Genomic DNA, 21,538 nt, shown 5'->3' on the forward strand with positions numbered 1-21,538 from the left:
CCTATCTCAACCCGGTGCCGCGCGCTAGTGCGGTCTGGATGAGGGTGTCGATCAGCGTTCCATAATCGACGCCGGTCGCGTTCCACATCTTCGGGAACATCGAAATCGAGGTGAATCCGGGCATCGTGTTGATCTCGTTGATCACCGGTCCGTCATCTGTGACGAAGAAGTCGACGCGGGCCAGACCTTGGCAGTCCAAAGCCCGGAATGCGTCGACTGCTGCAGCGCGAATGGACGCACTGATGTCCTCGGCCAGAAGTGCCGGAACGTCGAATTCACACACGTTGTCCAGGTACTTGCTGTCGAAGTCGTAGAACGTGTGATCGTCGGCTAGGGCGTCGGGCATTCTGATTTCCGCCACGACGCTTGCTCGGATGGATCCATCCGGAAACTCGAGGACTCCGCACTCGACTTCACGTCCGTGAATTGCGGCTTCCACGATCACCTTCGGATCATGTCGGCGAGCCTCTGCCACCGCAGCCGGAAGTTGGTCCCATGCGACGATTCTCGTGATACCGATCGACGATCCCCCACGCGCCGGCTTGACGAACGCAGGCAGGCCCAGCGACTCCTGTTGGTCGACCGTCAGCGCGTCGGCGCCTCGTCTGAGCACGATCTGCTTGCCGACCGGCAGCCCCTCCGATGCCAGTAGCTTCTTGGTGAACTCCTTGTCCATGCCTGCGGCGCTGGCGAACACTCCGGGCCCGACGTAGGGAATGGTGGCGAGTTCGAGGAGTCCCTGTAGCGTGCCGTCCTCGCCGTACGGGCCGTGCAGAATGGGAAACACGACGTCCACCGACGCCAAGATTTTTCCTGCATCCTCTTCACCCAGACCGATGATGGCGCCGCGCCGGGTTGGATCCGCTGTCAACGCCAGAGCCGTACCGTTCTTGTCCACCGACGGCAGGGACCGTCCGTGGATGGCAAGTTCGTCGACGTCGGTGGCACCGAGAACCCATGCACCATCGGTGGTGATACCGATGGGAATCACGTCGTATCGTTCACGGTCGATGTTGTCGAGCACGCTACCTGCGGATACGCAGGAAACGGCGTGCTCGCTGCTCCGACCACCGAAGATCAGGGCGACTCTGGTACGAGGATTGCTCACGGCGAAACCGTACCGTCACCCCGAAGAGGGGCCTCGATGTGGCCCGTCGACGTTACTCGGGCTTGATCCGACGGCCGAGCAGATGACCCACTGCATCAGGGACCGACAGTCCGCTGTGGCACACGCGGTGCACCGCGTCGGTCAGCGGCATCTCGACGTCGTAACTCTCCGCCAGAGCCCGCACCGAGGTGCAGGACTTGACGCCTTCGGCGACCTGACCGTGGGCTGCCGCCTGGGCACTCTCCATCGACCCACCGACGCCCAGCCGTTCCCCGAAGGATCGATTTCGTGACAGCGACGACGAACAGGTCGCCACCAGATCACCGACGCCTGCCAAGCCTGCAAGGGTGGCGGGTTTCGCCCCGAGCGCCGAGCCTAGTCTGATGATCTCGGCGAGACCGCGAGTCATGATCGAGGCGAGCGTGTTTTCGCCGTACCCGACTCCGCTGGCCATGCCGCACGCCAACGCGATCACATTCTTGCACGCACCACCGATTTCGACCCCGATGACGTCCGAATTAGTGTATGGCCTGAAATATCCAGTTGCACAAGACTTTTGAACCTCGAGAGCGCGCCTGGAGTCTGAGCATGCAATAACGGTGGCAGCCGGCTGCCCCTCGGCGATCGGCCGAGCGAGATTCGGGCCGGACAACGCTGCGATTCGGCTCGGATCGGCTCCGGTCACCTGACTGATGACCTGACTCATGCGTAGCAATGTCCCGGTCTCGATCCCCTTCGCAAGACTGAGCAAGGTTGCGTCGGCTGGAATCGAGTCGGTCCACACGGCGAGATTGTCCCGAAGCGACTGTGACGGTACGGCGAGAACGACGATGTCCGCACCGTCCAGTGCACGGCCTGGATCACTCGTCGCCGAGATCGAGGGTGGCAAGGTGATTCCCGCAAGATAGTCCGTGTTCTCGTGACTATCGTTGATCGACTCGGCCAACTCAGGACGTCTGGCCCACATCGTGACGTCGGTGCCTGCGTCCGCGAGCACTTTCGCGAATGCGGTTCCCCACGATCCAGAACCGAGTACCGCTGCTTTGGTCATCGAACGCCACCTTCTTTGATCGCCAAGAAATCATGTGGACCACGCCGGACCACAGTATCTGTCCGAGGCGTTGCCGAGGCCGAACTCCACTGATACTCGAGTCGCTGACAGAATGGACCGTCATGGGAAGAGCGCACGTGGTGATTGCCGTCAGGGACCTGGTTACCGCCAAGTCTCGGTTGGCCGACTCGTTCACCGCTGCCGATCGTGCACGGCTCGTCGTGGCGATGCTTCGCGATACGGCGGAGGCCGCGCGGGCCGTCGACTCGGTCGTCGGGATCACCGTGGTGACTCCTGATCCCGCAGTTGCAGAGATTGCCGAGAGCATGGGTGCGCGCGTTGCGCAGGAGCCGTGGAGCAATCCTTCCGGGGACTCGTCCACACGTCTCAACTTTGCCTTCTCCACTGCTGCATCGGCTATCCGAGCGCAGGATGGACTCGATATCGTCGCACTCCAAGCCGATTTGCCCGCCCTGCGCAGCGAGGAATTGGCGCAGGCGTATGCACGTGCTCGACCCAATGGCCGCTCCTTGGTCAGTGACCATCATGGGACCGGCACAGCGGCATTGATCCTGAAGGGCACTTCGGGTCGTTTCGACCCACTGTTCGGCCCGGAATCAGCGCAACGTCATCAAGATTCCGGTGCGCTCGACCTCGACGGCCACTGGCCAGGACTGCGTCTGGACGTCGATACGATCTCCGACGTTCGGCTCGCTTTCGAACTGGGTGTGGGTCGCGCAACGACGGAAGTGCTGCACTCGCTCGGCTGGTGACGTATCGCCGACGAACTAGACCCGGACAATTCACCGATCCGAGTTTCACAGTCCACCCGAATGGGGGATGATCGGACGGTGAGCAACAGTGAAGGACCAGCCGCCGCCGCCGGATCGTCAGAGTCCGACGGCAGCACCGACACAGTGCAGTCGAGTGCACTACCGACGAACCCGACGCCAGGTAATCCCACATCGCTTCCCGCGACTACTGCGCTCGATTCCCTGGACGCCGCGGACGCACTGCCCGAGAACCGGTACCTGAACCGGGAATTGAGCTGGCTCGACTTCAACTCCCGCGTCCTCGCGCTCGCGGAGGATTCATCTCTCCCGCTTCTGGAGCGAGCGAAGTTCCTCGCCATCTTCGCGTCCAATCTGGACGAGTTCTACATGGTGCGAGTTGCGGGCTTGAAGCGCCGCGACGAGACAGGATTGTCGGTCCGCTCCGCGGACGGTCTCACACCGCGTGAACAATTGGCTCTGATCGGCGAGCGCACTCAACAGCTCGCACACCGCCATGCTCGCGTCCTCCTCGACGCCATACTCCCCGAACTGACTTCCGAAGGCATTGCGATCATCCGTTGGTCCGATCTCGATGCGGACGAGAGGGAGCGTCTGTCCGGTTATTTCCACGAACAAGTGTTTCCGGTCCTCACCCCGCTCGCCGTCGACCCGGCTCACCCGTTCCCCTACATCAGCGGGTTGAGCCTCAATCTTGCTGTGACAGTGAAGGACTACGCCACCTCGGGTGAGCACTTCGCGCGCGTCAAGGTACCGGACAATGTCGATCGTTTCGTTCGAGTACGACGCGGCGACGGCAGCCATCGCATCGATGCCTTTCTGTCGATGGAGGAAGTGATCTCCGCACATCTCGATGTGTTGTTCCCTGGTATGGACGTGGTGGAAAGCCACGCCTTCCGCATCACTCGCAACGCCGACTTCGAGGTAGAGGAAGATCGCGACGAGGATCTCCTCCAAGCATTGGAGCGCGAACTCGCGCGTCGCAGATTCGGCTCTCCCGTTCGACTCGAGATCGCAGACGACATGACCGAGCACATGCTCGAATTGCTGCTGCGCGAGTTGGACGTCGACCCCAGTGACGTGATTCAGGTTCCAGGCTTGCTCGACCTCTCGTGCCTGTGGCAGGTATACGGCGTGGACCGGCCGAACCTCAAGGATGCGCCTTTCGTCCCTGCAACGCATCCAGCGTTCGGGGAACGTGAAACACCCAAAAGTGTCTTCTCCACCCTTCGCGACGGGGACGTATTGGTGCATCACCCATACGATTCTTTCTCCACCAGCATTCAGCGCTTCATCGAGCAGGCCGCGGCCGACCCTCAGGTTCTCGCCATCAAGCAAACTCTGTATCGAACATCCGGTGACTCCCCCATCGTCAACGCTCTCGTCGATGCCGCAGGCGCGGGCAAGCAGGTGGTGGCACTCGTGGAGATCAAGGCGCGATTCGACGAGCAAGCCAACATCGAATGGGCACGCAAGCTCGAAAAGGCAGGGGTCCATGTCGTGTATGGGCTCGTAGGGCTGAAAACGCACTGCAAGACGTGCTTGGTGGTTCGCCGCGAAGGCTCTGTGATCAGACGGTACTGCCACATCGGAACCGGTAACTACAACCCGAAGACCGCTCGAATCTACGAGGACGTGGGCTTGTTGACCTCCTCGCCCGAGATCGGCGCCGATCTCACGGATCTGTTCAACTCTTTGACGGGGTACTCGCGAAAGACCAGTTATCGCAACCTCCTCGTTGCTCCCTACGGAGTGCGCCGGGGCATCGTGGAACGTATCGAAGGCGAGATCGAGCGCAAGCTGGCGGGCGGCGAGGCGGGAATTCGGCTCAAGGCCAACGCCCTCGTCGACGAGCAAGTCATCGATGCGCTCTATCGCGCATCAGCGGCGGGTGTCTCGGTTCAGGTCGTCGTACGCGGAATCTGCGCACTGAAGCCTGGCGTGCCCGGTCTGAGTGAGAACATCGAAGTACGTTCCATTCTCGGTAGATTCCTCGAGCACTCGCGCGTACTGAATTTTCGGGGTGCCGATGAGTTCTGGATCGGAAGCGCGGACATGATGCACCGAAATCTCGACCGTCGCGTCGAAGTCATGGCGCAGGTGAAGGATCCACGCCTGACCCATCAGCTGGACGAAATTTTCGAGTCTGCTCTGGATCCGACAACTCGTTGCTGGGAACTGAGAGCGGACGGCGGATGGGCGGCGTCCCCCGCCCATGGCGAGAAGGTCCGTGAACACCAACAGGAATTGATGCGTAGTCGTCGAAACCAGGCTTCGTAATGGCAAGCCGCAGCACGCCACTGCCTGACGACATCTTTGCCGCCGGGGCGGTTCTGTGGCAGAAATCTCAGGGCGTGAACGGGGAGATCAGCGTCGCACTCGTTCACCGGCCGAAGTACGACGACTGGTCTTTTCCGAAAGGAAAGATCGATCCAGGAGAGACTGCGGTGGTGGCGGCCGTTCGCGAGGTCGAGGAGGAGACCGGGTTCGCCGCACGCTTCGGGCGATATCTGTCGAAGGTCACATATCCCGTTCCCGGGCATAGACGGATGAAGAAGGTCGACTACTGGGCGGCAGAAGCGTACGACGGCAAGTTCGAACCGAACGACGAAGTCGACGAGCTCCGCTGGGTTTCACCGACCGAAGCATCGGAAGAGCTGTCTTACCCGATGGATCGGAAGATTCTCCGTAGATTTCTCGAGAAGCCGCCCAACACCGACACCGTCCTTCTCGTCAGACATGGGCGCGCTGGGCGACGCTCACGTTACAAAGGCGACGACACATTGCGGCCGCTGGACAAGGTCGGACAATCTCAGGCCGACGCGCTGGTGGCTCAGCTCTTGGCATTCGGAGCCGACCGCGTCCACTCTGCCGACAGACGCCGTTGTGTTCAGACAGTGCAACCTTTGGCCGATCGGCTCGGCGAAGAGATCATCTTGGAGCCGCTGCTCTCCGAGGAGGGCTACTGGGAGGATCCCGCGGGTGCGCGCGAGCGTGCACGTGCGATCGCGTCGGCGGGTGGTGTCCGAGCGATATGCAGCCAGGGGAAGGTCATCCCGGATCTGTTGCAGTCGTGGGCCGATGAGGACGGCGTGAAACTCCCGCCGAACCGGAACCGCAAGGGCAGCGTCTGGGTACTCTCACTCCACGGTGGTCGGTTGATTGCGGCAGACCACCTTGCCAGTCCATTACCGGTGGTTCCGGCCGTGGACTGAACCAGTAGATCTTCACACACGAAAGCAGGGCCCAGGCAGTGTCTGCCTGGGCCCTGCTTTCTGTCCGTTCGTCGATTACCGAATCGAGAACTACTTGCGAGCTGCGCGCTTTACCGGGGCCTTCTTTGCCGCGGTCTTCTTCGCTGCAGTCTTGGCCGGAGCCTTCTTCGCTGCAGCAGTGGTCGTAGCCTTCTTCGCTGCAGTCTTGGCCGGAGCCTTCTTCGCTGCAGCAGTGGTCGTGGCCTTCTTGGCCGGCGCCTTCGCGGGAGCCTTCTTGGCCACTGTCTTACGTGCTGCCGTCTTGGCGGGAGCTGCCTTCTTCGCGACGGTCTTGGCTGGCGCTGTCTTCTTTGCGACGGTCTTGACCGGTGCCGCCTTCTTGGCCGCGGCAGTGGTCTTGCGTGCCGTGGTCTTGACTGCGGCCTTCTTGGCGGCCGTCTTCTTCGCTGCGGCCGTCTTCTTCACTGGCGCCGAAGCGGATCCACGCTTTACTGCGGGTCCGGTTGCGGGAAGTTTCTGTCCGCCGGCGATCACTGCCTTGAACTGAGCGCCCGGACGGAATGCGGGGACATTGGTCGGCTTTACGCGAACCGTCTCACCGGTGCGCGGGTTGCGGGCGACACGCGCCGCACGACGACGCTGCTCGAAGACGCCGAAACCAGTGATGGTTACGCTCTCGCCACGATGGACCGCACGCACGATGGTGTCGACGATGTTCTCGACAGCCTCTGTGGCGCTCCGCCTATCCGACCCCAACTTCTCGGTCAGGGCGTCAATCAGCTCTGCCTTGTTCATGGAATTCCTCCGCAATATTGTGGTCCATCGTCGGACCGACTACTACAACGGTAAACCCCAAGTCGTCAAGAGTCTATGCGCCACGCCATTTCTCATCGGGTGTCGCGCAATGTGGCAGGGCCGCAAAGCGTGTCGGAACCCTCCCCCGTCACCCTTCCAAAGGTTCTTCGATACGGGCCGGAAGCGTCGCAGGTTTCCATGAAGGCCTTGACTTTTCGTACTCGGAGATAGCCTCTACCTGGCGTAATGTCAGTCCGATGTCATCCAGACCTTCCAGCAGACGCCATCGCGTGTAGTCGTCAATGGCAAAGCGCACCACCAAGGTTCCGGCCGTTATGGTCTTCGATTCGAGATCGACAAGAATTTCCAGACCGGGCTGTTCCTCGAGAACTTTCCAGATCAATTCCACGTCGCTCTGCTCGACTTCTGCCGCGAGAAGCCCAGCCTTTCCAGCGTTCCCACGAAAGATGTCGGCGAAACGAGATGCGATGACGACCCGAAATCCGAAGTCCGATAGCGCCCACACTGCATGCTCGCGGGAAGATCCAGTTCCGAAGTCGGGGCCGGCAACGAGGACCGAACCTCGGTCGTAAGGGCTCACATTGAGAATGAATTCCGGGTCGTTACGCCATGCAGCGAAGAGTCCGTCTTCGAAACCGGTGCGCGTCACCCGCTTCAGGTACTCCGCTGGAATGATCTGGTCGGTGTCGACGTTCGAACGGCGCAGAGGCACGCCGATTCCTTGGTGGCGGATAAAGGCTTCCATCGAAAAATCTCCTACGTTTGACGAACGATCAGGCGGCTCGAGCGAAAGAACTAATCAAGATCGGCCGGAGACGACAGCGTCCCTCGGACCGCGGTGGCAGCCGCGACCAATGGCGAGACAAGGTGCGTACGGCTGCCTTTGCCTTGCCGACCCTCGAAATTTCGATTGGATGTCGACGCCGATCGCTCCCCTACAGCCAATTGATCGGGGTTCATTCCCAGGCACATCGAGCATCCCGCTTGGCGCCACTCGGCTCCTGCGGCAGTGAAGATGTCGCCGAGACCTTCCTTTTCGGCCTGGGCGCGCACCCGCATCGATCCGGGCACCACGAGCATGCGCACCCCCTTCGCCACCGTCCGCCCTTCCAGGACTCCCGCGACGGCACGCAGATCTTCGATTCGTCCGTTCGTGCACGAACCGACGAACACTGTGTCGATCGACACCTCCCGAAGTGGCGTCCCTGCTTCGAGACCCATGTACGCCAACGCCTTCTCGGCCGAGAGCTTTTCTCCCTCGTCGGTCATATCGGCCGGGTTCGGCACCCGATCTGCCAGTGGCGCACCCTGACCGGGGTTCGTACCCCACGTGACGAACGGAGTGAGACTGGAAGCATCGATGTGGACTTCGTTGTCGAAGACTGCGTCCGCGTCCGTTGCGAGTTCCTCCCACGCCGAAACAGCGGCGTCCCAGTCGCTTCCCTGCGGGGCATGCGGCCGGCCTTTGATGTACTCGTACGTGATCTCGTCGGGTGCGATCATCCCGGCACGCGCACCTGCCTCGATCGACATGTTGCAGATGGTCATTCGAGCTTCCATCGAAAGCTTTCGAATGGCTTCGCCGCGGTACTCGAGTATGTACCCCTGCCCGCCACCCGTCCCGATCTTGGCGATGACGGCCAGAATCAAATCCTTACTCGTCACCCCGGGCGCCAATTCACCGTCCACGGTTATCGCCATCGTCTTGAACGGCCTCAGCGACAGAGTCTGCGTGGCCATCACATGCTCGACCTCGCTGGTTCCGATTCCCATCGCGATCGCCCCGAATGCACCGTGGGTAGAGGTATGACTGTCTCCGCAGACAACTGTCATACCCGGCTGCGTCAGACCGAGTTGAGGTCCGATGATGTGCACGATTCCTTGATCGAGATCGCCCATGGGGTACAGGCGAACTCCGAATTCTTCACAGTTCCTACGAAGAGTGTCGACCTGGGTACGTGAGACGAGATCCGCGATCGGCGCAAAAATATCGGCCGTCGGGACGTTGTGATCCTCGGTTGCAATGGTGAGATCCGGTCGACGCAGCGGCCGATCGGCCAGGCGAAGACCGTCGAACGCTTGCGGACTCGTCACCTCGTGAACGAGGTGGAGATCGATGAAGATGAGATCGGGCTCCCGCGAGCCCCCTTCGCCGCCGCCTCGAACGACGACGTGCTGATCCCATACCTTCTCTGCCAGAGTGCGTGCTGTGCCGGCCATCAATGCCACCAACCTTTTCCTGATGTGTGTCGCGCCGGTGGACTACGGGCTGGCCCACGTCGCGCTATCGCACCGACATCACGTATCTCCCGCCGCGAGCGAGCACCTTCGACAGTGTGCATTCCCACGATGCGAGACGCTAGTATCGGTCTATGAGACAGCATAGCGGCATCGGCGTTCTGGACAAAGCAATGGGGGTTCTCCATGCGGTTGCCGCGGAACCCTGCACGCTCAGTGATCTCTGCATAAGAACCGGACTCCCCCGCGCCACCGCACATCGCCTGGCCGTCGGTCTCGAAGTCCACAGGCTCCTCGCGCGTGACGCGCACGGGCTCTTCCGGCCCGGGCCGGGCCTGGCCGAACTTGCGGCCACTGCCACCGATGCATTGCTCGACGCAGCAGCATCCGTCCTTCCGCGGTTGCGCGAGATCACGGGCGAAAGCGTGCAAATCTACCGGCGCGAGGGCACCGTACGGGTTTGCGTCGCCTCGATGGAACCGCCGACAGGTCTGCGCGATACGGTTCTCGTCGGTGCCCGCCTTCCCATGTCAGCAGGCTCCGGCGCGAAAGTTCTACTCGCTTGGGCCGATCAACAGACCCAACGCACCGTTCTGCCGGATGCAGAATTCGGGGAACGTGTGCTGATCGAAGTCCGCAGGCGGGGTTGGGCTCAGAGTGCCGGGGAACGTGAGCCAGGAGTCGCCAGCGTCGCAGCTCCGGTTCGAGATGCGGCAGGAAATGTCATCGCCGCTGTATCGGTCTCAGGACCCATCGACCGAATCGGCCGTCGACCCGGCGCGCGTTGGGCCGCAGATCTGCTCGCTGCTGCCGAGGCGATACACAAACGGCTCTGACACGAACAGATTCGGAATCTACGATCCTCGATACCCCGTTCTCTGATAAGCAATGAGCGTGGGAACCAATCAGCGCGCGCAGATAACAATGACCGACGTCGAAATCGCGACGTTCATCGAGAGAAGTCGAGTTGCGACTCTCGCCACCATCGGAGCCGATGGACAGCCTCACCTAGTAGCGATGTGGTATGGCGTCATCGACGGCGAGGTGTGGTTCGAGACCAAGGCGAAGTCCCAGAAGGCCGTCAACATTCGTCGTGACTCACGGATCACGGTGCTCGTCGAGGACGGCAACACCTATGACACTCTCCGCGGCGTCTCCTTCGAAGGGACAGCGGAGATACTCGACGACCCTGAGTCGATCTCTGCAGTGGGCATAAGTGTGTGGGATCGCTACACCGGGCCCTATTCGGAACAGGTGCGTCCGATGGTGGAGCAGATGATGAACAAGCGGATTGCAGTCAGGGTCGTCGTCGACCGCACACGCTCGTGGGATCACCGCAAGCTCGGCCTGCCCGCCATTCCACTGGGTGGATCCACGGCCGAACACGTATAGCGGGTGAGAGCGGAGACAGAGGCGGCAATCTCCGCTCTCATTCTGCGGTACCTTTTTCTCGTCACCGACGTGCAAGGAGCGATCATGACAGAACCCAGCAAAGAAGACACGAAGAAGAAGTTTCGCGAGGCCCTGGAAAAGAAGAATCACAAGTCGGCTACCGCGGTCGAGCACAAGGATGGCGGACCGAAGGTGAACAACGCCCACGGCCCCGCCGATCATCAGCGGATGTTCCGACGCAAGAGCGTCTAGGTTCGCAAACGTAGACCCGCTTGCACAGAACGAAAACACCCTCTCACCGAACCGGTGAGAGGGTGTTTTGTTCGTTGTAGCCCCGACGGGATTCGAACCCGCGCTACCGCCTTGAGAGGGCGGCGTCCTAGGCCGCTAGACGACGGGGCCAGGAACTTCATCGATTGCAACCACACTTCGGTTGCAATCACATTCAACTGTGTACAACCAGATGAAAGCTTAGCCAGCTTAACCGGCTGACGTTCGGCAACAAAATTCACCACCGAAACGCTTGCTGGGGTACCAGGACTCGAACCTAGAATGGCGGTACCAGAAACCGCTGTGTTGCCAATTACACCATACCCCAATGACCTTCGACGACATCCACACAACCAACATGTGCACTGCGTTCTGGGCCGGAATAGAGACTATCAAAGGACACCCGGGTTTCTCCAAATCGGCTGGTCAGAGTCTCGAACTACGCGCCGGAGCGACCTCTGGACCCGCGGGGACGACCTCGAAGGTCCTAGCGGACACTCGATCTTGTGATCAGCGACGGTAGATGCGAGTGAAAGTTGTCGTAGTGCCGACGGGCACCGTTCATCACCTCTTCCCCACCGACGACGACGGACACCTGTCCGGGCAGCGAGAAGAATGCACCGACCTCGCTGCGTCCGTGCACCGAATCGAAACCGCTGATCGTCCCAGATGGATCTGGGAGTCCACTGCGCGCACCTATGGCCCGCTGCTGGAGGCAGGGGTACGCGTCGACCGCTGTCACGACCTTTCCCTCGTGGAAGGAATCCTCGCCGTCCGCCGCGGTGAGGTCCCCCCACCCACGACCGCGCCCGAAGACGACCGACCGGGGTTGTTCGACGCATACGCTTATCCGAGCTCCGAATCGATCCTCGACTTGCATCGTCGGCACGTAGCAGAAAGTGTGACATCGACCGGCCTGCGACTCTTGTTCGCTGCAGAATCCGCGGGGGCACTCGCCGCGGCGGAGATGAGTCACGCCGGTTTGCCATTCTCTGCCGACGCACACGATCGATACCTCGAGAAGATGCTCGGCCGACGCCCTCGCGACGGAGACTTGCCGCCCTCGATCATCGAGCTCGAATCCGAGATCAGCGCGGTGTTCGGGCGCAGAGTCAATCCGAGTTCACACCTGGAGGTAATCGCCGCTTTCGCCCGGGAAGACATCGAACTGACCTCGACGCGTGCTCACATTCTCAGCGCCGTCGATCACCCGGCAGTTCCGCTGTTGCTTCGCCACCGGGATCTGTCGAAGTTGTTCAGTACCAACGGATGGGCATGGTCGAAGGCATGGGTTCGGCAGGACCGATTTCGCCCCGTCTATGTACCCGGTGCGGTGGTGTCCGGTCGATGGGCCAGTCGCGGGGGTGGCGGACTTCAAATTCCGAAACCCCTGCGCACCAGCGTGATAGCGGAGCCCGACCACGATTTCGTTATCGCCGACGCTGGACAACTGGAGCCACGGATTTTGGCTGCGATGTCGGCCGATCCCGCAATGACCGAGGCTGCCGGTACCGAAGATCTGTACGCCCCCGTCGCACAGGCGGCCTTCGGCGGCGACCGAAACAAAGCGAAAGTTGCCATCCTCGGAGTCTTGTACGGCGCCACCTCAGGCGAGTCGCGGTCCCTTCTGGCCTTGCTACGCCGCAGGTTCCCCGAGGCCGTCGAGTACGTCGAGCGGGCCGCTCGGAGCGGTGAACGCGGGGAGGTCGTCCATTCATGGCTCGGGCGCGCGTGTCCGCAACCGTCGGCCGAGTGGTGGGCGCACGGCGATGCACATGCGCGCGGGCGATTCACCAGAAACTTTCTCGTGCAGGCAACCGCTTCGGAATGGGCAGTATGCCTGTTGGCCGAGTTACGAAAGAGGCTGGCAGCCGAACCAGGGTCCGGCGAACTCGTCTTCTTTCAACACGACGAGGTAGTCGTGCACAGTCGCGACTGCGTCACAGCTCGCCGACACATCGAAGATGCAGCGCTCAGCGCCACACGGCTTCTCTTCGGCGACACCGCAGTTCGATTTCCGATGGATGTCGCGGTCAGATCTAGCTACGCCGATCCGGAGGATTGAGATTCTTCCTCGGATCCATGACCGTCGAAGGTCACCTCGATCTCCTCGAACCCCTTGCTGCGTTGTGCTTCCGCTTGCCCGGTATAGGTGAGACGGTCGCCCTCGGTAAGGATAACATCGTCGGTGAACGGCGTCAGAAGTGAACGGGGATAGAGCTTTTCCACCCTAACCACATCGATCTCGACGGCGAAGACGATGAGGACCGAAGCGATGTACATGAACGCCAGAAGTCCGATCACTACCGCGAATACCCCATTGGTGATCGACGCTCGGCCCACGACATATCTGATGTACACACCGCCGAATGTCTGCAGAATCTGCCAGAGAACCCCAGCCACGATCGCCCCCGGAAGCACGTTCGAGATCGACAAGTCGCGGGCCGTCGCCAGCCGGAAAGCGACGGTGAAGACGATGATGTTGAGAAGAATGGACGCAATCAGCACCACACTGCCGTTGATGCTGCCGAAGACACCGGCAGAACTGGCAACGTTGACGGCAGTGATAGCCAGGACGGCGACCCCGACCGTGCTGAGTAGCGCAAGCCCGCGTACTCGTGAACGAATCGGGTTCGGGCGAAGGTTCTTCGGTACTGCCCACGCAACATTCATCGCATTCTGAACGGCTACCGCGACCCCGAGCCCGCCGTAGAGCGAACCCAGGACACCGATGATCAGACCGAGAGTTCCGCCACCGATCTTGTCCGGTTCGCCGACCTCGTCACCGATGATGGGAATCTGACTCAGTGCCGAATCCAAGATCTGTTGCTGCAGCTGCGGGTTACCGGCCAACACGATTCCTAGGATCGTCGATCCGAGCAACAGCAACGGAAAGAGCGACAGAAATGCGTAGTAGGCGATCAGAGCAGCGAGATAGCCGCCCTGATCGTCCACGAACTTGTAGATCACCGCCAGCGGGAAGCCGAGGACCGGGTGGCGACGCTGAACTCGGTCCACCCGTGCGGCGACAGACACCTGGTTACCGCGCCGATCAGCCGATGGAGGCGCGCGCAGCGCCGAGTCGCGCGAGCGTCTTCTCGCGCCCGAGGAGTTCCATCGACTCGTACAGTGGCGGAGAGATGTGTGATCCGGTCACCGCGACGCGGACCGGTGCAAAAGCCTTGCGCGGCTTGAGTTCCAAGCCGTCGATCAGTGCCGCTTTGAGCGTCGCCTCCAGATCTGCTGTGCGCCAGGAAGACAACTCTGTCAATGCTGTGATCGTCGCGTCGAGAACGGGTCCGGCATCGGCAGTCAGATTCTTCGCCGCTGCCGCTGGGTCTATTCCGAAGTCGCTGTCGGCGACGTAGAGGAACTTCAGCAGTCCCCAGGCGTCCGACAACACCACGATGCGTGTCTGCACGAGATCGGCGGCCACGGCAAACTGCTCCTCGTCGACCTGCTCGGGCAAATGTCCCTGCTCGGTCAGGAACGTACGCAGTCGCGCTGCGAAATCCGCAGGCTCGAGCAGCCGAATGTGCTCGGCATTGATGGCATCGGCCTTCTTCTGGTCGAATCGAGCCGGGTTGGAGTTCACGGTGGAGATGTCGAACGCCGCCACCATCTCGTCGAGCGAGAAGACGTCATGGTCGTCGGAAATGCCCCAGCCGAGAAGCGCCAAATAGTTCAGCAGTCCCTCGGGCACGAATCCGCGGTCACGGTGGATGAAGAGATTGGATTCGGGATCGCGCTTGGACAGCTTCTTGTTTCCCGCACCCATCACGAACGGCAGGTGGCCGAATTCTGGTGTGCTGTCCGCGACACCGATCCGGATGAGCGCCTCGTACAACGCCAACTGACGCGGGGTCGAGGACAGCAGGTCCTCTCCGCGAAGCACGTGCGTGATCTTCATCAGCGCGTCGTCCACCGGATTCACCAACGTGTACAACGGAATCCCGTTACCTCGGGTGAGAGCAAAGTCCGGCACCGTGCCGGCTTTGAAAGTCGTCTCCCCACGGACGAGGTCCGTCCACGACAGATCGTGATCGGGCATACGCAACCGAACGACGGGGCTGCGGCCTTCGTCGCGAAACTTCTGTCGCTGCTCGTCGGTCAGATCCCGATCGAAGTTGTCATAACCCAACTTGGGGTCCCGCCCGGCGGCCTTGTGGCGGGTCTCGACCTCCTCGGGGGTCGAAAAGGAGTGGTACGCCTCCCCCGCTTCGAGCAGCTGTCGGACTACATCGAGATGTTGATCACGCCGTAGCGACTGTCGATACGGTTCGTACGGCCCACCGACCTCCGGGCCCTCGTCCCAGGTGAGCCCGAGCCATCGCAGTGCGTCGAGGATCGCCGCATACGAGTCTTCGGAATCACGTGCTGCATCGGTGTCCTCGATGCGAAAGACGAAAGCACCACCATGATGGCGCGCGAACGCCCAGTTGAACAGTGCCGTGCGGATCAAGCCCACGTGCGGGGTGCCGGTCGGTGACGGACAGAATCGGACTCGTACTTCGTTGGAGGTCATAGCTCGCTCGCGTTCGAGGGGAAGGTGAAAGGATCGTCAGTTCTTGGCGGCGACGGGGTTGGTCAGCGTGCCGATGCCCTCGACGGTGACCGACACCGACTGGCCCGCAATGATCGGACCGACGCCCTCGGGGGTACCGGTGAGAATAACGTCGCCGGGCAGCAGGGTCATGACGGCCGAGACCCACTCGATGATCTCAGGGATGTCGTGCAGCAGCAACGACGTCCTACTGCGTTGTTTCACCTCGCCGTCGACCTCGGTCGTGATTTCGAGGTCGGAGGCGTCGAGCGAGGTCTCGATCCAAGGCCCGAGCGGGCAGAACGTGTCGTGACCCTTGGCCCTGGTCCATTGACCGTCGTGCCGTTGATGGTCGCGAGCAGATACGTCGTTCGCAACGGTATAACCCAGGACCACATCGAGAGCTTTGGCTGCAGGCACGTCCTTGCACGGACGCCCGATCACGATAGCCAGTTCGCCTTCGTAGTGAACCTCGTTCGAGGTCGCCGGCAACATGATGGGCGCTCCCGGCCCGACGATCGAGGTGTTCGGCTTGATGAAGATAACGGGATCCTTGGGAGCCTCCCCGCCCATCTCGGCTACATGTGCGGCGTAGTTCTTTCCGATCGCTATGACTTTGCTGGCGAGGATCGGCGCGAGCAGACGAACGTCGGCCAGCGGCCACGAACGACCCGTGAAAGTCGGCGTGCCGAAGGGATGTTCGGCAATCTCCTTGGCGGTGCGTTCATCACCCTCTCCCTCGATACTCACGAATGCCACACCATCAGGACTTGCAATTCGACCCAGACGCATGTCGAAAGTCTATCGACCTTCTATTTCGCGGCGTCCATGCCGTCCGATGCAGCGCGCGCTACGGGTGTAACGTCGCTTCTGGATTTCAGATACCAAGATCTGGAGTCCATATAGTGGGAACCAGGAATGAGGCCATGACTGCAACAGCTCGCGCGCTCGACACCGACAGCGCCCGAAAGTGGTTCATGCTCGCGCTCGGAATGCTCGCGCAGACTTCAGGCGCGGTGTTCATCAACGGAGCTGCTTTTCTCATTCCGACTCTGCACGAGGACCGCGGGTTGAGCCTGCCCAGTGCTGGACTGCTCGTCGCGATGCCGACGGTGGGGATCATGCTCACGCTGATCGCGTGGGGCATGCTCGTCGACCGCATCGGTGAACGCCTCGTACTCGCTCTCGGGCTCGGCCTCACTGCGGCTGCCAGCTTCGCAGCGTTTTTCACCACCTCGTTCGCAATGCTCGGCCTGTGCCTGCTGATCGGCGGAATGGCGGCAGCCAGCGCAAACAGCGCGTCTGGACGCGTCGTCGTGGGATGGTTCCCGCCCCAGCGACGCGGCCTCGCCATGGGTATCCGCCAGATGTCGGTACCACTGGGCGTCGCCATCGCCGCACTGTCGATACCACCCATCGCGCGAGACCACGGGGTCTCGGCTGCCCTGTTGGTCCCCGCAATCATCTGCACACTGGGAGCCGTGCTGTGCCTGGCCGTCGTGGATCCCCCACGCCCGACGCGAGCCGATGCCGCCGAACAGGGACTACTTGCCAACCCGTACCGGGCCAGTTCTCAACTCTGGCGGATTCATTCCACCTCGATCCTGCTGGTGGTACCTCAATACGTCGTGTGGACCTATGCGCTCGTCTGGCTCATGACCGATCGCGAGTGGTCGGCAGCCTCGGCAGGCATCTTGGTGACCGTCACCCAAATCCTTGGAGCGTTCGGTCGAATGGGAGTCGGCGCACTATCGGACCGTGTCGGAAGCCGAATGCGTCCGTTGCGATGGGTCGCACTCTCGACGACCGTGAGCATGCTCGCGCTCGCAGTCACCGACTGGCTGGACTCCCCCATCTCCATCGCGCTGCTGGTCGTGGCCTCGATCGTCACCGTCGCACCGAACGGGTTGGCATTCACTGCCGTTGCCGAGTTCTCGGGATCCTATTGGAGCGGGCGCGCCCTCGGCGTCCAGAACACCGGGCAGTACATCGCGGCGTCGCTCGTACCACCGGCCTTCGGCGCCCTCGCCGCAGTGAGCTTTCCGCTGGCATTCCTGGCGTCGGCCGTCTTCCCTGCCCTGTCCGTCCCCGTCATCCCCGACGATCACGAGAGCAACCAGTAGAGACCCATAAGCAACGAATGCCCCCCACTGCACCCACCAGGTGCACGTGAGAGGCATTCGATGCACTCAGTAAGAGATTTACAGCTTGGCAGCGATCCGGTCGCCGATTTCTGCGGTGGTCGCAGTCGAGGATCCACGGGAAGCGAGGTCTGCAGCAACTGCAGCTTCGACTCGTGCTGCGTTGACGGAGTCGCCAAGATGCGACAAAAGTAGCGACACCGACAGAATTGCTGCCGTTGGATCCGCTTTGCCTTGCCCTGCGATATCCGGGGCACTGCCGTGGACCGGCTCGAACATCGACGGGTTGGTGCCCGTCGCATCGATGTTTCCGCTGGCTGCCAGGCCGATGCCGCCGCTGACGGCAGCGGAGAGGTCTGTGACGATGTCACCGAAAAGATTGTCGGTGACGATGACGTCGAACCGACCCGGGTCGGTGACGAGGTGAATCATCGCGGCATCGATGTGCTGGTAGGCGACCTCGACGTCAGCGAATTCCTTGGAGACTTCATCCACCGTCCGCGCCCAGAGACTGCCGGCGAACGCGAGCACGTTGGTCTTGTGCAGCAACGTGAGGTGTTTGCGACGTCCGAGCGCACGGGCGAACGCGTCGCGAACGACACGCTCGACACCGAAGCGAGTATTGACGCTCACCTCGGTCGCAACCTCGTGCGGTGTGTTCACCCGCAGTGCTCCACCATTGCCGGTGTACGGCCCTTCGGTTCCCTCGCGTACGACGAGCACGTCGATTTCCTTGTTACCTGCGAGCGGTCCGGTAACCCCGGGGTACAACTTCGCGGGACGAATATTGACGTGATGATCGAGCGCGAACCGTGCATTGAGCAACAGGCCACGTTCGAGGATTCCACTGGGAACCGACGGGTCGCCGATGGCACCCAAGAGAATTGCGTCGTGTCCGCGAATCTCTTCCAGGACCGAACCGGGAAGAAGCTCGCCGGTCGCGTTGTAGCGGCGGGCACCGAGGTCGTATTCGGTCTTCTCGACGCCGGGTACGACGATGTCCAGCACCTTCAATGCCTGTTCGACGACCTCAGGGCCGATTCCATCTCCAGCGATGACGGCGAGCTTCATTGAACTCCTCGTTCTGTGTAATGCATTCGGGATGAGACGGTGCTCAGGACAGGTCGACGAGTTCGATCGTCGATGCGCCGACCGCGGCGGCGATGCTTGCGCACAGTTCCGACGGCACGTCCTTGTCGACGCGGAGCAGGATCGTGGCGCCTTCACCCTCGGTGTCCTGGCTGAGCGCTGCGGCCTGGATGTCGATTCCGGCGTCACCGAGCAATGTGCCGATGCGGCCGAGGCTGCCGGGCTGATCTGCGTAGTTGACGATCAGGTTCTTGCCCTCGGCCCGGAGGTCGAAGTTGCGGCCGTTGATGTTGACGATCTTCTCGACCTGCTTGGTGCCGGTGAGTGTGCCTGCGACGTTGAGGACGGTTCCGTCGCCGTATACGGCGCGAATGTCGACGACGCTGCGATGGTTCTCACTCTCGGGTGCCTTGGTGACCTCGGCGGTGACCCCGCGCTCCTCGGCGAGTGACGGAGCGTTGACGAAGGTGACCGAGTCCTCGATGACAGCGGAGAACAGGCCGCGCAGTGCCGACAGCTTGAGGATCTCGACATCTTCGGCAGCGAGCTCGCCGCGCACGTCGACCGACAACGAGGAAGGCAGTTCTTCGGAGAGCGCGCCGAGAAGTACACCCTGCTTGCGGACGATCTCGAGCCATGGCGACACCTCTTCGCCGACTGCGCCGCCCTTGACGTTGACTGCGTCGGGAACGAATTCACCTGCGAGAGCAAGCAATACAGACTTCGCGACGTCGGTGCCCGCACGGTCCTGAGCTTCGGTGGTCGATGCTCCGAGGTGGGGGGTGACGACGGCCTGCGGCAGCTCGAACAGCGGGCTGTCGGTGCATGGCTCGGACGCGTAGACGTCGATTCCGGCAGCGAACACGTGGCCGCTGGTGATGGCGTCGGCGAGCGCCTGCTCGTCGACCAGACCGCCGCGGGCGGCGTTGACGACGATGACACCCGGCTTGGTCTTCGCGAGGGCTTCCTTGCCGATGATGCCCTTGGTTTCGGGTGTCTTCGGAAGGTGCACGGAGAACATGTCGGCGCGTGTCAGCAATTCATCGAGGCTGACGAGCTCGATTCCGAGCTGGGCAGCGCGAGCAGCGGAGACGTACGGGTCGTACGCGATGACATGCGTCTCGAAGGCAGCCATGCGCTGAGCGAACAGCTGGCCGATACGGCCGAGCCCGACGACTCCCACCGTCTTGCCGAAGATTTCGACACCGTTGAACTTGCTGCGCTTCCACTCGTGCTGACGCAGTGTCGCGTCGGCAGCAGGGATCTGGCGAGCAGCGGACAGCAACAGCGTCACAGCGTGCTCGGCAGCAGTGTGGATATTCGACGTCGGGGCATTGACCACGAGGACACCACGCTCGGTGGCGGCAGGCACGTCGACGTTGTCGAGGCCGACGCCCGCGCGAGCGACGATCTTGAGTTTCGTGCCGGCGGCGAGAACCTCGGCGTCGACCGTGGTGGCGGATCGGACGAGGATGGCGTCGGCTTCGGGGACTGCCGCGAGAAGTGCGGGGCGATCCGGGCCGTCGACCCAACGGACCTCTACGCCGTCGCCGAGTGCCTCGACTGTGGACTGCGCAAGTTTATCGGCGATCAGAACGACAGGACGGCCTGGCTGACTCACGTGAAGAACTCCCTATGTCATCGCAAATGATGCTGTCGATCGGAATGAAGAATGGCGTGGTGCGGCACAAGTTTAGATGCCGAGGTGGGGCGCATCGGTGTCGCCCTCACGACCCGGGCAGAAGGGCGCCCTCACGCACTGGTCAGTGCGTGGGGCGCCCCTCTCGTCAAGCAGGTACTACCGAACGAATTCGGCTGCGATCAGGCTGTTTCCGTGATCGGACGATCGACCCAGCTCATCAGACCGCGCAGCTTCTTGCCGGTGACCTCGATGGGGTGCTCGGCGTTGGCCTTGCGCAGTCCTTCGAGCTCGGTGTTGCCGTTCTCGACGTTGGCGACGAGACGACGGGTGAACTCACCGGACTGGATGTCGGCCAGAATTTCCTTCATGCGCTCCTTGGTGCCGGCGTCGATGACGCGCGGTCCGGACAGGTAGCCACCGAACTCAGCGGTGTCGGACACCGAGTAGTTCATCCGCGCGATACCGCCTTCGTACATGAGGTCGACGATGAGCTTGAGCTCGTGCAGCACCTCGAAGTACGCCATCTCCGGCGCGTAACCGGCTTCGACCATGACCTCGAACCCGATCTTGACCAGTTCCTCGGTGCCGCCGCACAGCACGGCCTGCTCGCCGAAGAGGTCCGTCTCGGTCTCTTCTTTGAACGTGGTCTTGATGACTCCGGCGCGCGTGCCGCCGATTCCCTTTGCCCAGGACAGTGCGAGCGCCTGGCCCTCGCCCTTGGGATCCTGATCGATGGCGATGAGCGCCGGGACACCCTTGCCATCGACGAACTGACGGCGCACGAGGTGGCCGGGGCCCTTCGGGGCGACCATGCCGACGGTGACGAAGTCGGGAGCTTCGATCAGATCGAAGTGGATGTTGAGTCCGTGTCCGAAGAACAGCGCGTCGCCGTCCTTCAGGTTCGGCTCGATCTCTTCCTTGTAGATCGATGCCTGAGCCGTGTCCGGTGCGAGCACCATGATCACGTCGGCCCATGCGGAGACCTCGGCGGGAGTGCCGACCTCGAGGCCCTGCTCCTCGGCCTTGGCGCGAGACTTCGAACCTTCCTTGAGGCCGATGCGCACATCGACTCCGGAATCGCGCAGGCTCAGCGAGTGCGCATGGCCCTGGCTTCCGTAGCCGATAACAGCGACCTTGCGGCCCTGAATGATCGACAGATCAGCATCGTCGTCGTAGAACATCTCGACTGCCACTGGTTACTACCTTTCCTCTTGGGTTTTACGCTAGTTCGTCACTGCGGTC

At 61.8% G+C, this 21,538-nt stretch carries 19 protein-coding genes and 2 tRNA genes; 8 read left to right on the top strand and 13 right to left on the bottom strand.

What is annotated here, in order from left to right:
• Position 1: 1 nt before the first annotated feature.
• A complete protein-coding gene (locus tag E5720_RS02350; protein ID WP_136169318.1) occupies positions 2 to 1,108 on the bottom strand; it encodes a D-alanine--D-alanine ligase family protein in 1,107 nt (368 codons plus the stop codon).
• Positions 1,109 to 1,160: 52 nt separating this feature from the next.
• The gene (locus tag E5720_RS02355; RefSeq protein ID WP_136169319.1) at positions 1,161 to 2,159 is read right to left on the bottom strand and encodes an NAD(P)H-dependent glycerol-3-phosphate dehydrogenase; all 999 of its coding nucleotides are present in this window, start codon (positions 2,157 to 2,159) and stop codon (positions 1,161 to 1,163) included.
• Between the two features lie 122 nt (positions 2,160 to 2,281).
• On the opposite strand from E5720_RS02355, the gene cofC reads away from it, so the two are divergent.
• From cofC to E5720_RS02370, 3 genes are read left to right on the top strand one after another with little or no spacing between them, the layout of a single operon-like run.
• Positions 2,282 to 2,932, top strand: coding sequence for a 2-phospho-L-lactate guanylyltransferase (gene cofC / locus E5720_RS02360; protein ID WP_210729942.1), 651 nt, complete (start codon positions 2,282 to 2,284; stop codon positions 2,930 to 2,932).
• Positions 2,933 to 2,992: 60 nt separating this feature from the next.
• Positions 2,993 to 5,230: an RNA degradosome polyphosphate kinase gene (locus E5720_RS02365; RefSeq protein ID WP_136169320.1), complete on the top strand. Its 2,238-nt coding sequence runs from the start codon at positions 2,993 to 2,995 to the stop codon at positions 5,228 to 5,230.
• The gene (locus tag E5720_RS02370; RefSeq protein ID WP_136169321.1) at positions 5,230 to 6,165 is read left to right on the top strand and encodes a bifunctional NUDIX hydrolase/histidine phosphatase family protein; all 936 of its coding nucleotides are present in this window, start codon (positions 5,230 to 5,232) and stop codon (positions 6,163 to 6,165) included. Before E5720_RS02365 ends, E5720_RS02370 begins: the two co-directional genes overlap by 1 nt.
• 90 nt (positions 6,166 to 6,255) lie before the next feature.
• Here the strand turns inward: E5720_RS02370 and E5720_RS02375 are convergent, their stop codons facing one another.
• From E5720_RS02375 to leuC, 3 genes are all read right to left on the bottom strand, one after another.
• Entirely contained in the window at positions 6,256 to 6,960 is a 705-nt protein-coding gene (locus E5720_RS02375) for an HU family DNA-binding protein (protein ID WP_136169322.1), read from the bottom strand.
• Positions 6,961 to 7,108: 148 nt separating this feature from the next.
• Positions 7,109 to 7,726 carry a 3-isopropylmalate dehydratase small subunit gene (gene leuD / locus E5720_RS02380; protein WP_084348563.1) on the bottom strand — a complete coding sequence of 206 codons (618 nt, stop codon included), beginning with the start codon at positions 7,724 to 7,726 and terminating at the stop codon, positions 7,109 to 7,111.
• Between the two features lie 50 nt (positions 7,727 to 7,776).
• Positions 7,777 to 9,201 (bottom strand): 3-isopropylmalate dehydratase large subunit, encoded by a 1,425-nt coding sequence (gene leuC / locus E5720_RS02385; RefSeq protein ID WP_136169323.1) that lies wholly within the window; start codon positions 9,199 to 9,201, stop codon positions 7,777 to 7,779.
• Positions 9,202 to 9,353: 152 nt separating this feature from the next.
• Between leuC and E5720_RS02390 the strand changes: the two genes are divergently transcribed.
• The 3 genes from E5720_RS02390 (at position 9,354) to E5720_RS21560 (ending at position 10,863) form a co-directional block, all read left to right on the top strand.
• A complete protein-coding gene (locus tag E5720_RS02390; RefSeq protein ID WP_136169324.1) occupies positions 9,354 to 10,055 on the top strand; it encodes an IclR family transcriptional regulator in 702 nt (233 codons plus the stop codon).
• A 58-nt stretch (positions 10,056 to 10,113) separates the two neighbouring features.
• Complete coding sequence (locus E5720_RS02395) at positions 10,114 to 10,611, top strand: PPOX class F420-dependent oxidoreductase (RefSeq protein WP_136172385.1); 498 nt, start codon at positions 10,114 to 10,116, stop codon at positions 10,609 to 10,611.
• Between the two features lie 84 nt (positions 10,612 to 10,695).
• Positions 10,696 to 10,863, top strand: coding sequence for a DUF5302 domain-containing protein (locus E5720_RS21560; RefSeq protein WP_168708266.1), 168 nt, complete (start codon positions 10,696 to 10,698; stop codon positions 10,861 to 10,863).
• Between the two features lie 77 nt (positions 10,864 to 10,940).
• On the opposite strand, the gene E5720_RS02400 is transcribed toward E5720_RS21560, so the two are convergent.
• A tRNA-Glu gene (locus tag E5720_RS02400) sits at positions 10,941 to 11,013 on the bottom strand.
• 124 nt (positions 11,014 to 11,137) lie between these two features.
• Positions 11,138 to 11,209: transfer RNA gene (locus E5720_RS02405), tRNA-Gln, on the bottom strand.
• Between the two features lie 195 nt (positions 11,210 to 11,404).
• Between E5720_RS02405 and E5720_RS02410 the strand changes: the two genes are divergently transcribed.
• Positions 11,405 to 12,946, top strand: coding sequence for a bifunctional 3'-5' exonuclease/DNA polymerase (locus E5720_RS02410; protein WP_136169325.1), 1,542 nt, complete (start codon positions 11,405 to 11,407; stop codon positions 12,944 to 12,946).
• Here E5720_RS02410 and E5720_RS02415 read toward each other — a convergent pair.
• From E5720_RS02415 to E5720_RS02425, 3 genes are read right to left on the bottom strand one after another with little or no spacing between them, the layout of a single operon-like run.
• On the bottom strand, positions 12,925 to 13,917 hold the full coding sequence (locus E5720_RS02415) for a YihY/virulence factor BrkB family protein (RefSeq protein WP_210729943.1): 993 nt from the start codon (positions 13,915 to 13,917) through the stop codon (positions 12,925 to 12,927). The two genes, E5720_RS02410 and E5720_RS02415, sit on opposite strands and share 22 nt — an antisense overlap.
• 16 nt (positions 13,918 to 13,933) lie before the next feature.
• On the bottom strand, positions 13,934 to 15,406 hold the full coding sequence (gene gltX / locus E5720_RS02420; protein WP_136169326.1) for a glutamate--tRNA ligase: 1,473 nt from the start codon (positions 15,404 to 15,406) through the stop codon (positions 13,934 to 13,936).
• Positions 15,407 to 15,442: 36 nt separating this feature from the next.
• A complete protein-coding gene (locus tag E5720_RS02425; RefSeq protein ID WP_136169327.1) occupies positions 15,443 to 16,216 on the bottom strand; it encodes a fumarylacetoacetate hydrolase family protein in 774 nt (257 codons plus the stop codon).
• A 134-nt stretch (positions 16,217 to 16,350) separates the two neighbouring features.
• On the opposite strand from E5720_RS02425, the gene E5720_RS02430 reads away from it, so the two are divergent.
• Positions 16,351 to 17,547: an MFS transporter gene (locus tag E5720_RS02430; RefSeq protein ID WP_136169328.1), complete on the top strand. Its 1,197-nt coding sequence runs from the start codon at positions 16,351 to 16,353 to the stop codon at positions 17,545 to 17,547.
• Between the two features lie 78 nt (positions 17,548 to 17,625).
• On the opposite strand, the gene E5720_RS02435 is transcribed toward E5720_RS02430, so the two are convergent.
• The 3 genes from E5720_RS02435 to ilvC form a co-directional block, all read right to left on the bottom strand.
• Positions 17,626 to 18,636, bottom strand: a complete 1,011-nt coding sequence (locus tag E5720_RS02435; protein ID WP_136169329.1) for a 3-isopropylmalate dehydrogenase — start codon at positions 18,634 to 18,636, stop codon at positions 17,626 to 17,628.
• A gap of 43 nt (positions 18,637 to 18,679) precedes the next feature.
• Entirely contained in the window at positions 18,680 to 20,275 is a 1,596-nt protein-coding gene (gene serA / locus E5720_RS02440) for a phosphoglycerate dehydrogenase (RefSeq protein WP_136169330.1), read from the bottom strand.
• A gap of 200 nt (positions 20,276 to 20,475) precedes the next feature.
• Positions 20,476 to 21,477, bottom strand: coding sequence for a ketol-acid reductoisomerase (gene ilvC, locus E5720_RS02445; protein ID WP_210730006.1), 1,002 nt, complete (start codon positions 21,475 to 21,477; stop codon positions 20,476 to 20,478).
• Between the last annotated feature and the right edge of the window lie 61 nt (positions 21,478 to 21,538).

This window comes from Rhodococcus sp. PAMC28707, assembly GCF_004795915.1.
Lineage (GTDB): Bacteria > Actinomycetota > Actinomycetes > Mycobacteriales > Mycobacteriaceae > Rhodococcoides.

What these genes read in the sequence shown, in the direction of transcription:
- E5720_RS02355 (WP_136169319.1), bottom strand. Translation starts at nt 2,159, where the DNA reads ATGACCAAAGCAGCGGTACTCGGTTCTGGATCGTGGGGAACCGCATTC.
- cofC (WP_210729942.1), top strand. Translation starts at nt 2,282, where the DNA reads ATGGGAAGAGCGCACGTGGTGATTGCCGTCAGGGACCTGGTTACCGCC.
- E5720_RS02365 (WP_136169320.1), top strand. Translation starts at nt 2,993, where the DNA reads ATGGGGGATGATCGGACGGTGAGCAACAGTGAAGGACCAGCCGCCGCC.
- E5720_RS02370 (WP_136169321.1), top strand. Translation starts at nt 5,230, where the DNA reads ATGGCAAGCCGCAGCACGCCACTGCCTGACGACATCTTTGCCGCCGGG.
- E5720_RS02375 (WP_136169322.1), bottom strand. Translation starts at nt 6,960, where the DNA reads ATGAACAAGGCAGAGCTGATTGACGCCCTGACCGAGAAGTTGGGGTCG.
- leuD (WP_084348563.1), bottom strand. Translation starts at nt 7,726, where the DNA reads ATGGAAGCCTTTATCCGCCACCAAGGAATCGGCGTGCCTCTGCGCCGT.
- leuC (WP_136169323.1), bottom strand. Translation starts at nt 9,201, where the DNA reads ATGGCCGGCACAGCACGCACTCTGGCAGAGAAGGTATGGGATCAGCAC.
- E5720_RS02390 (WP_136169324.1), top strand. Translation starts at nt 9,354, where the DNA reads ATGAGACAGCATAGCGGCATCGGCGTTCTGGACAAAGCAATGGGGGTT.
- E5720_RS21560 (WP_168708266.1), top strand. Translation starts at nt 10,696, where the DNA reads ATGACAGAACCCAGCAAAGAAGACACGAAGAAGAAGTTTCGCGAGGCC.
- E5720_RS02410 (WP_136169325.1), top strand. Translation starts at nt 11,405, where the DNA reads ATGCGAGTGAAAGTTGTCGTAGTGCCGACGGGCACCGTTCATCACCTC.
- gltX (WP_136169326.1), bottom strand. Translation starts at nt 15,406, where the DNA reads ATGACCTCCAACGAAGTACGAGTCCGATTCTGTCCGTCACCGACCGGC.
- E5720_RS02425 (WP_136169327.1), bottom strand. Translation starts at nt 16,216, where the DNA reads ATGCGTCTGGGTCGAATTGCAAGTCCTGATGGTGTGGCATTCGTGAGT.
- E5720_RS02430 (WP_136169328.1), top strand. Translation starts at nt 16,351, where the DNA reads ATGACTGCAACAGCTCGCGCGCTCGACACCGACAGCGCCCGAAAGTGG.
- E5720_RS02435 (WP_136169329.1), bottom strand. Translation starts at nt 18,636, where the DNA reads ATGAAGCTCGCCGTCATCGCTGGAGATGGAATCGGCCCTGAGGTCGTC.
- ilvC (WP_210730006.1), bottom strand. Translation starts at nt 21,477, where the DNA reads ATGTTCTACGACGACGATGCTGATCTGTCGATCATTCAGGGCCGCAAG.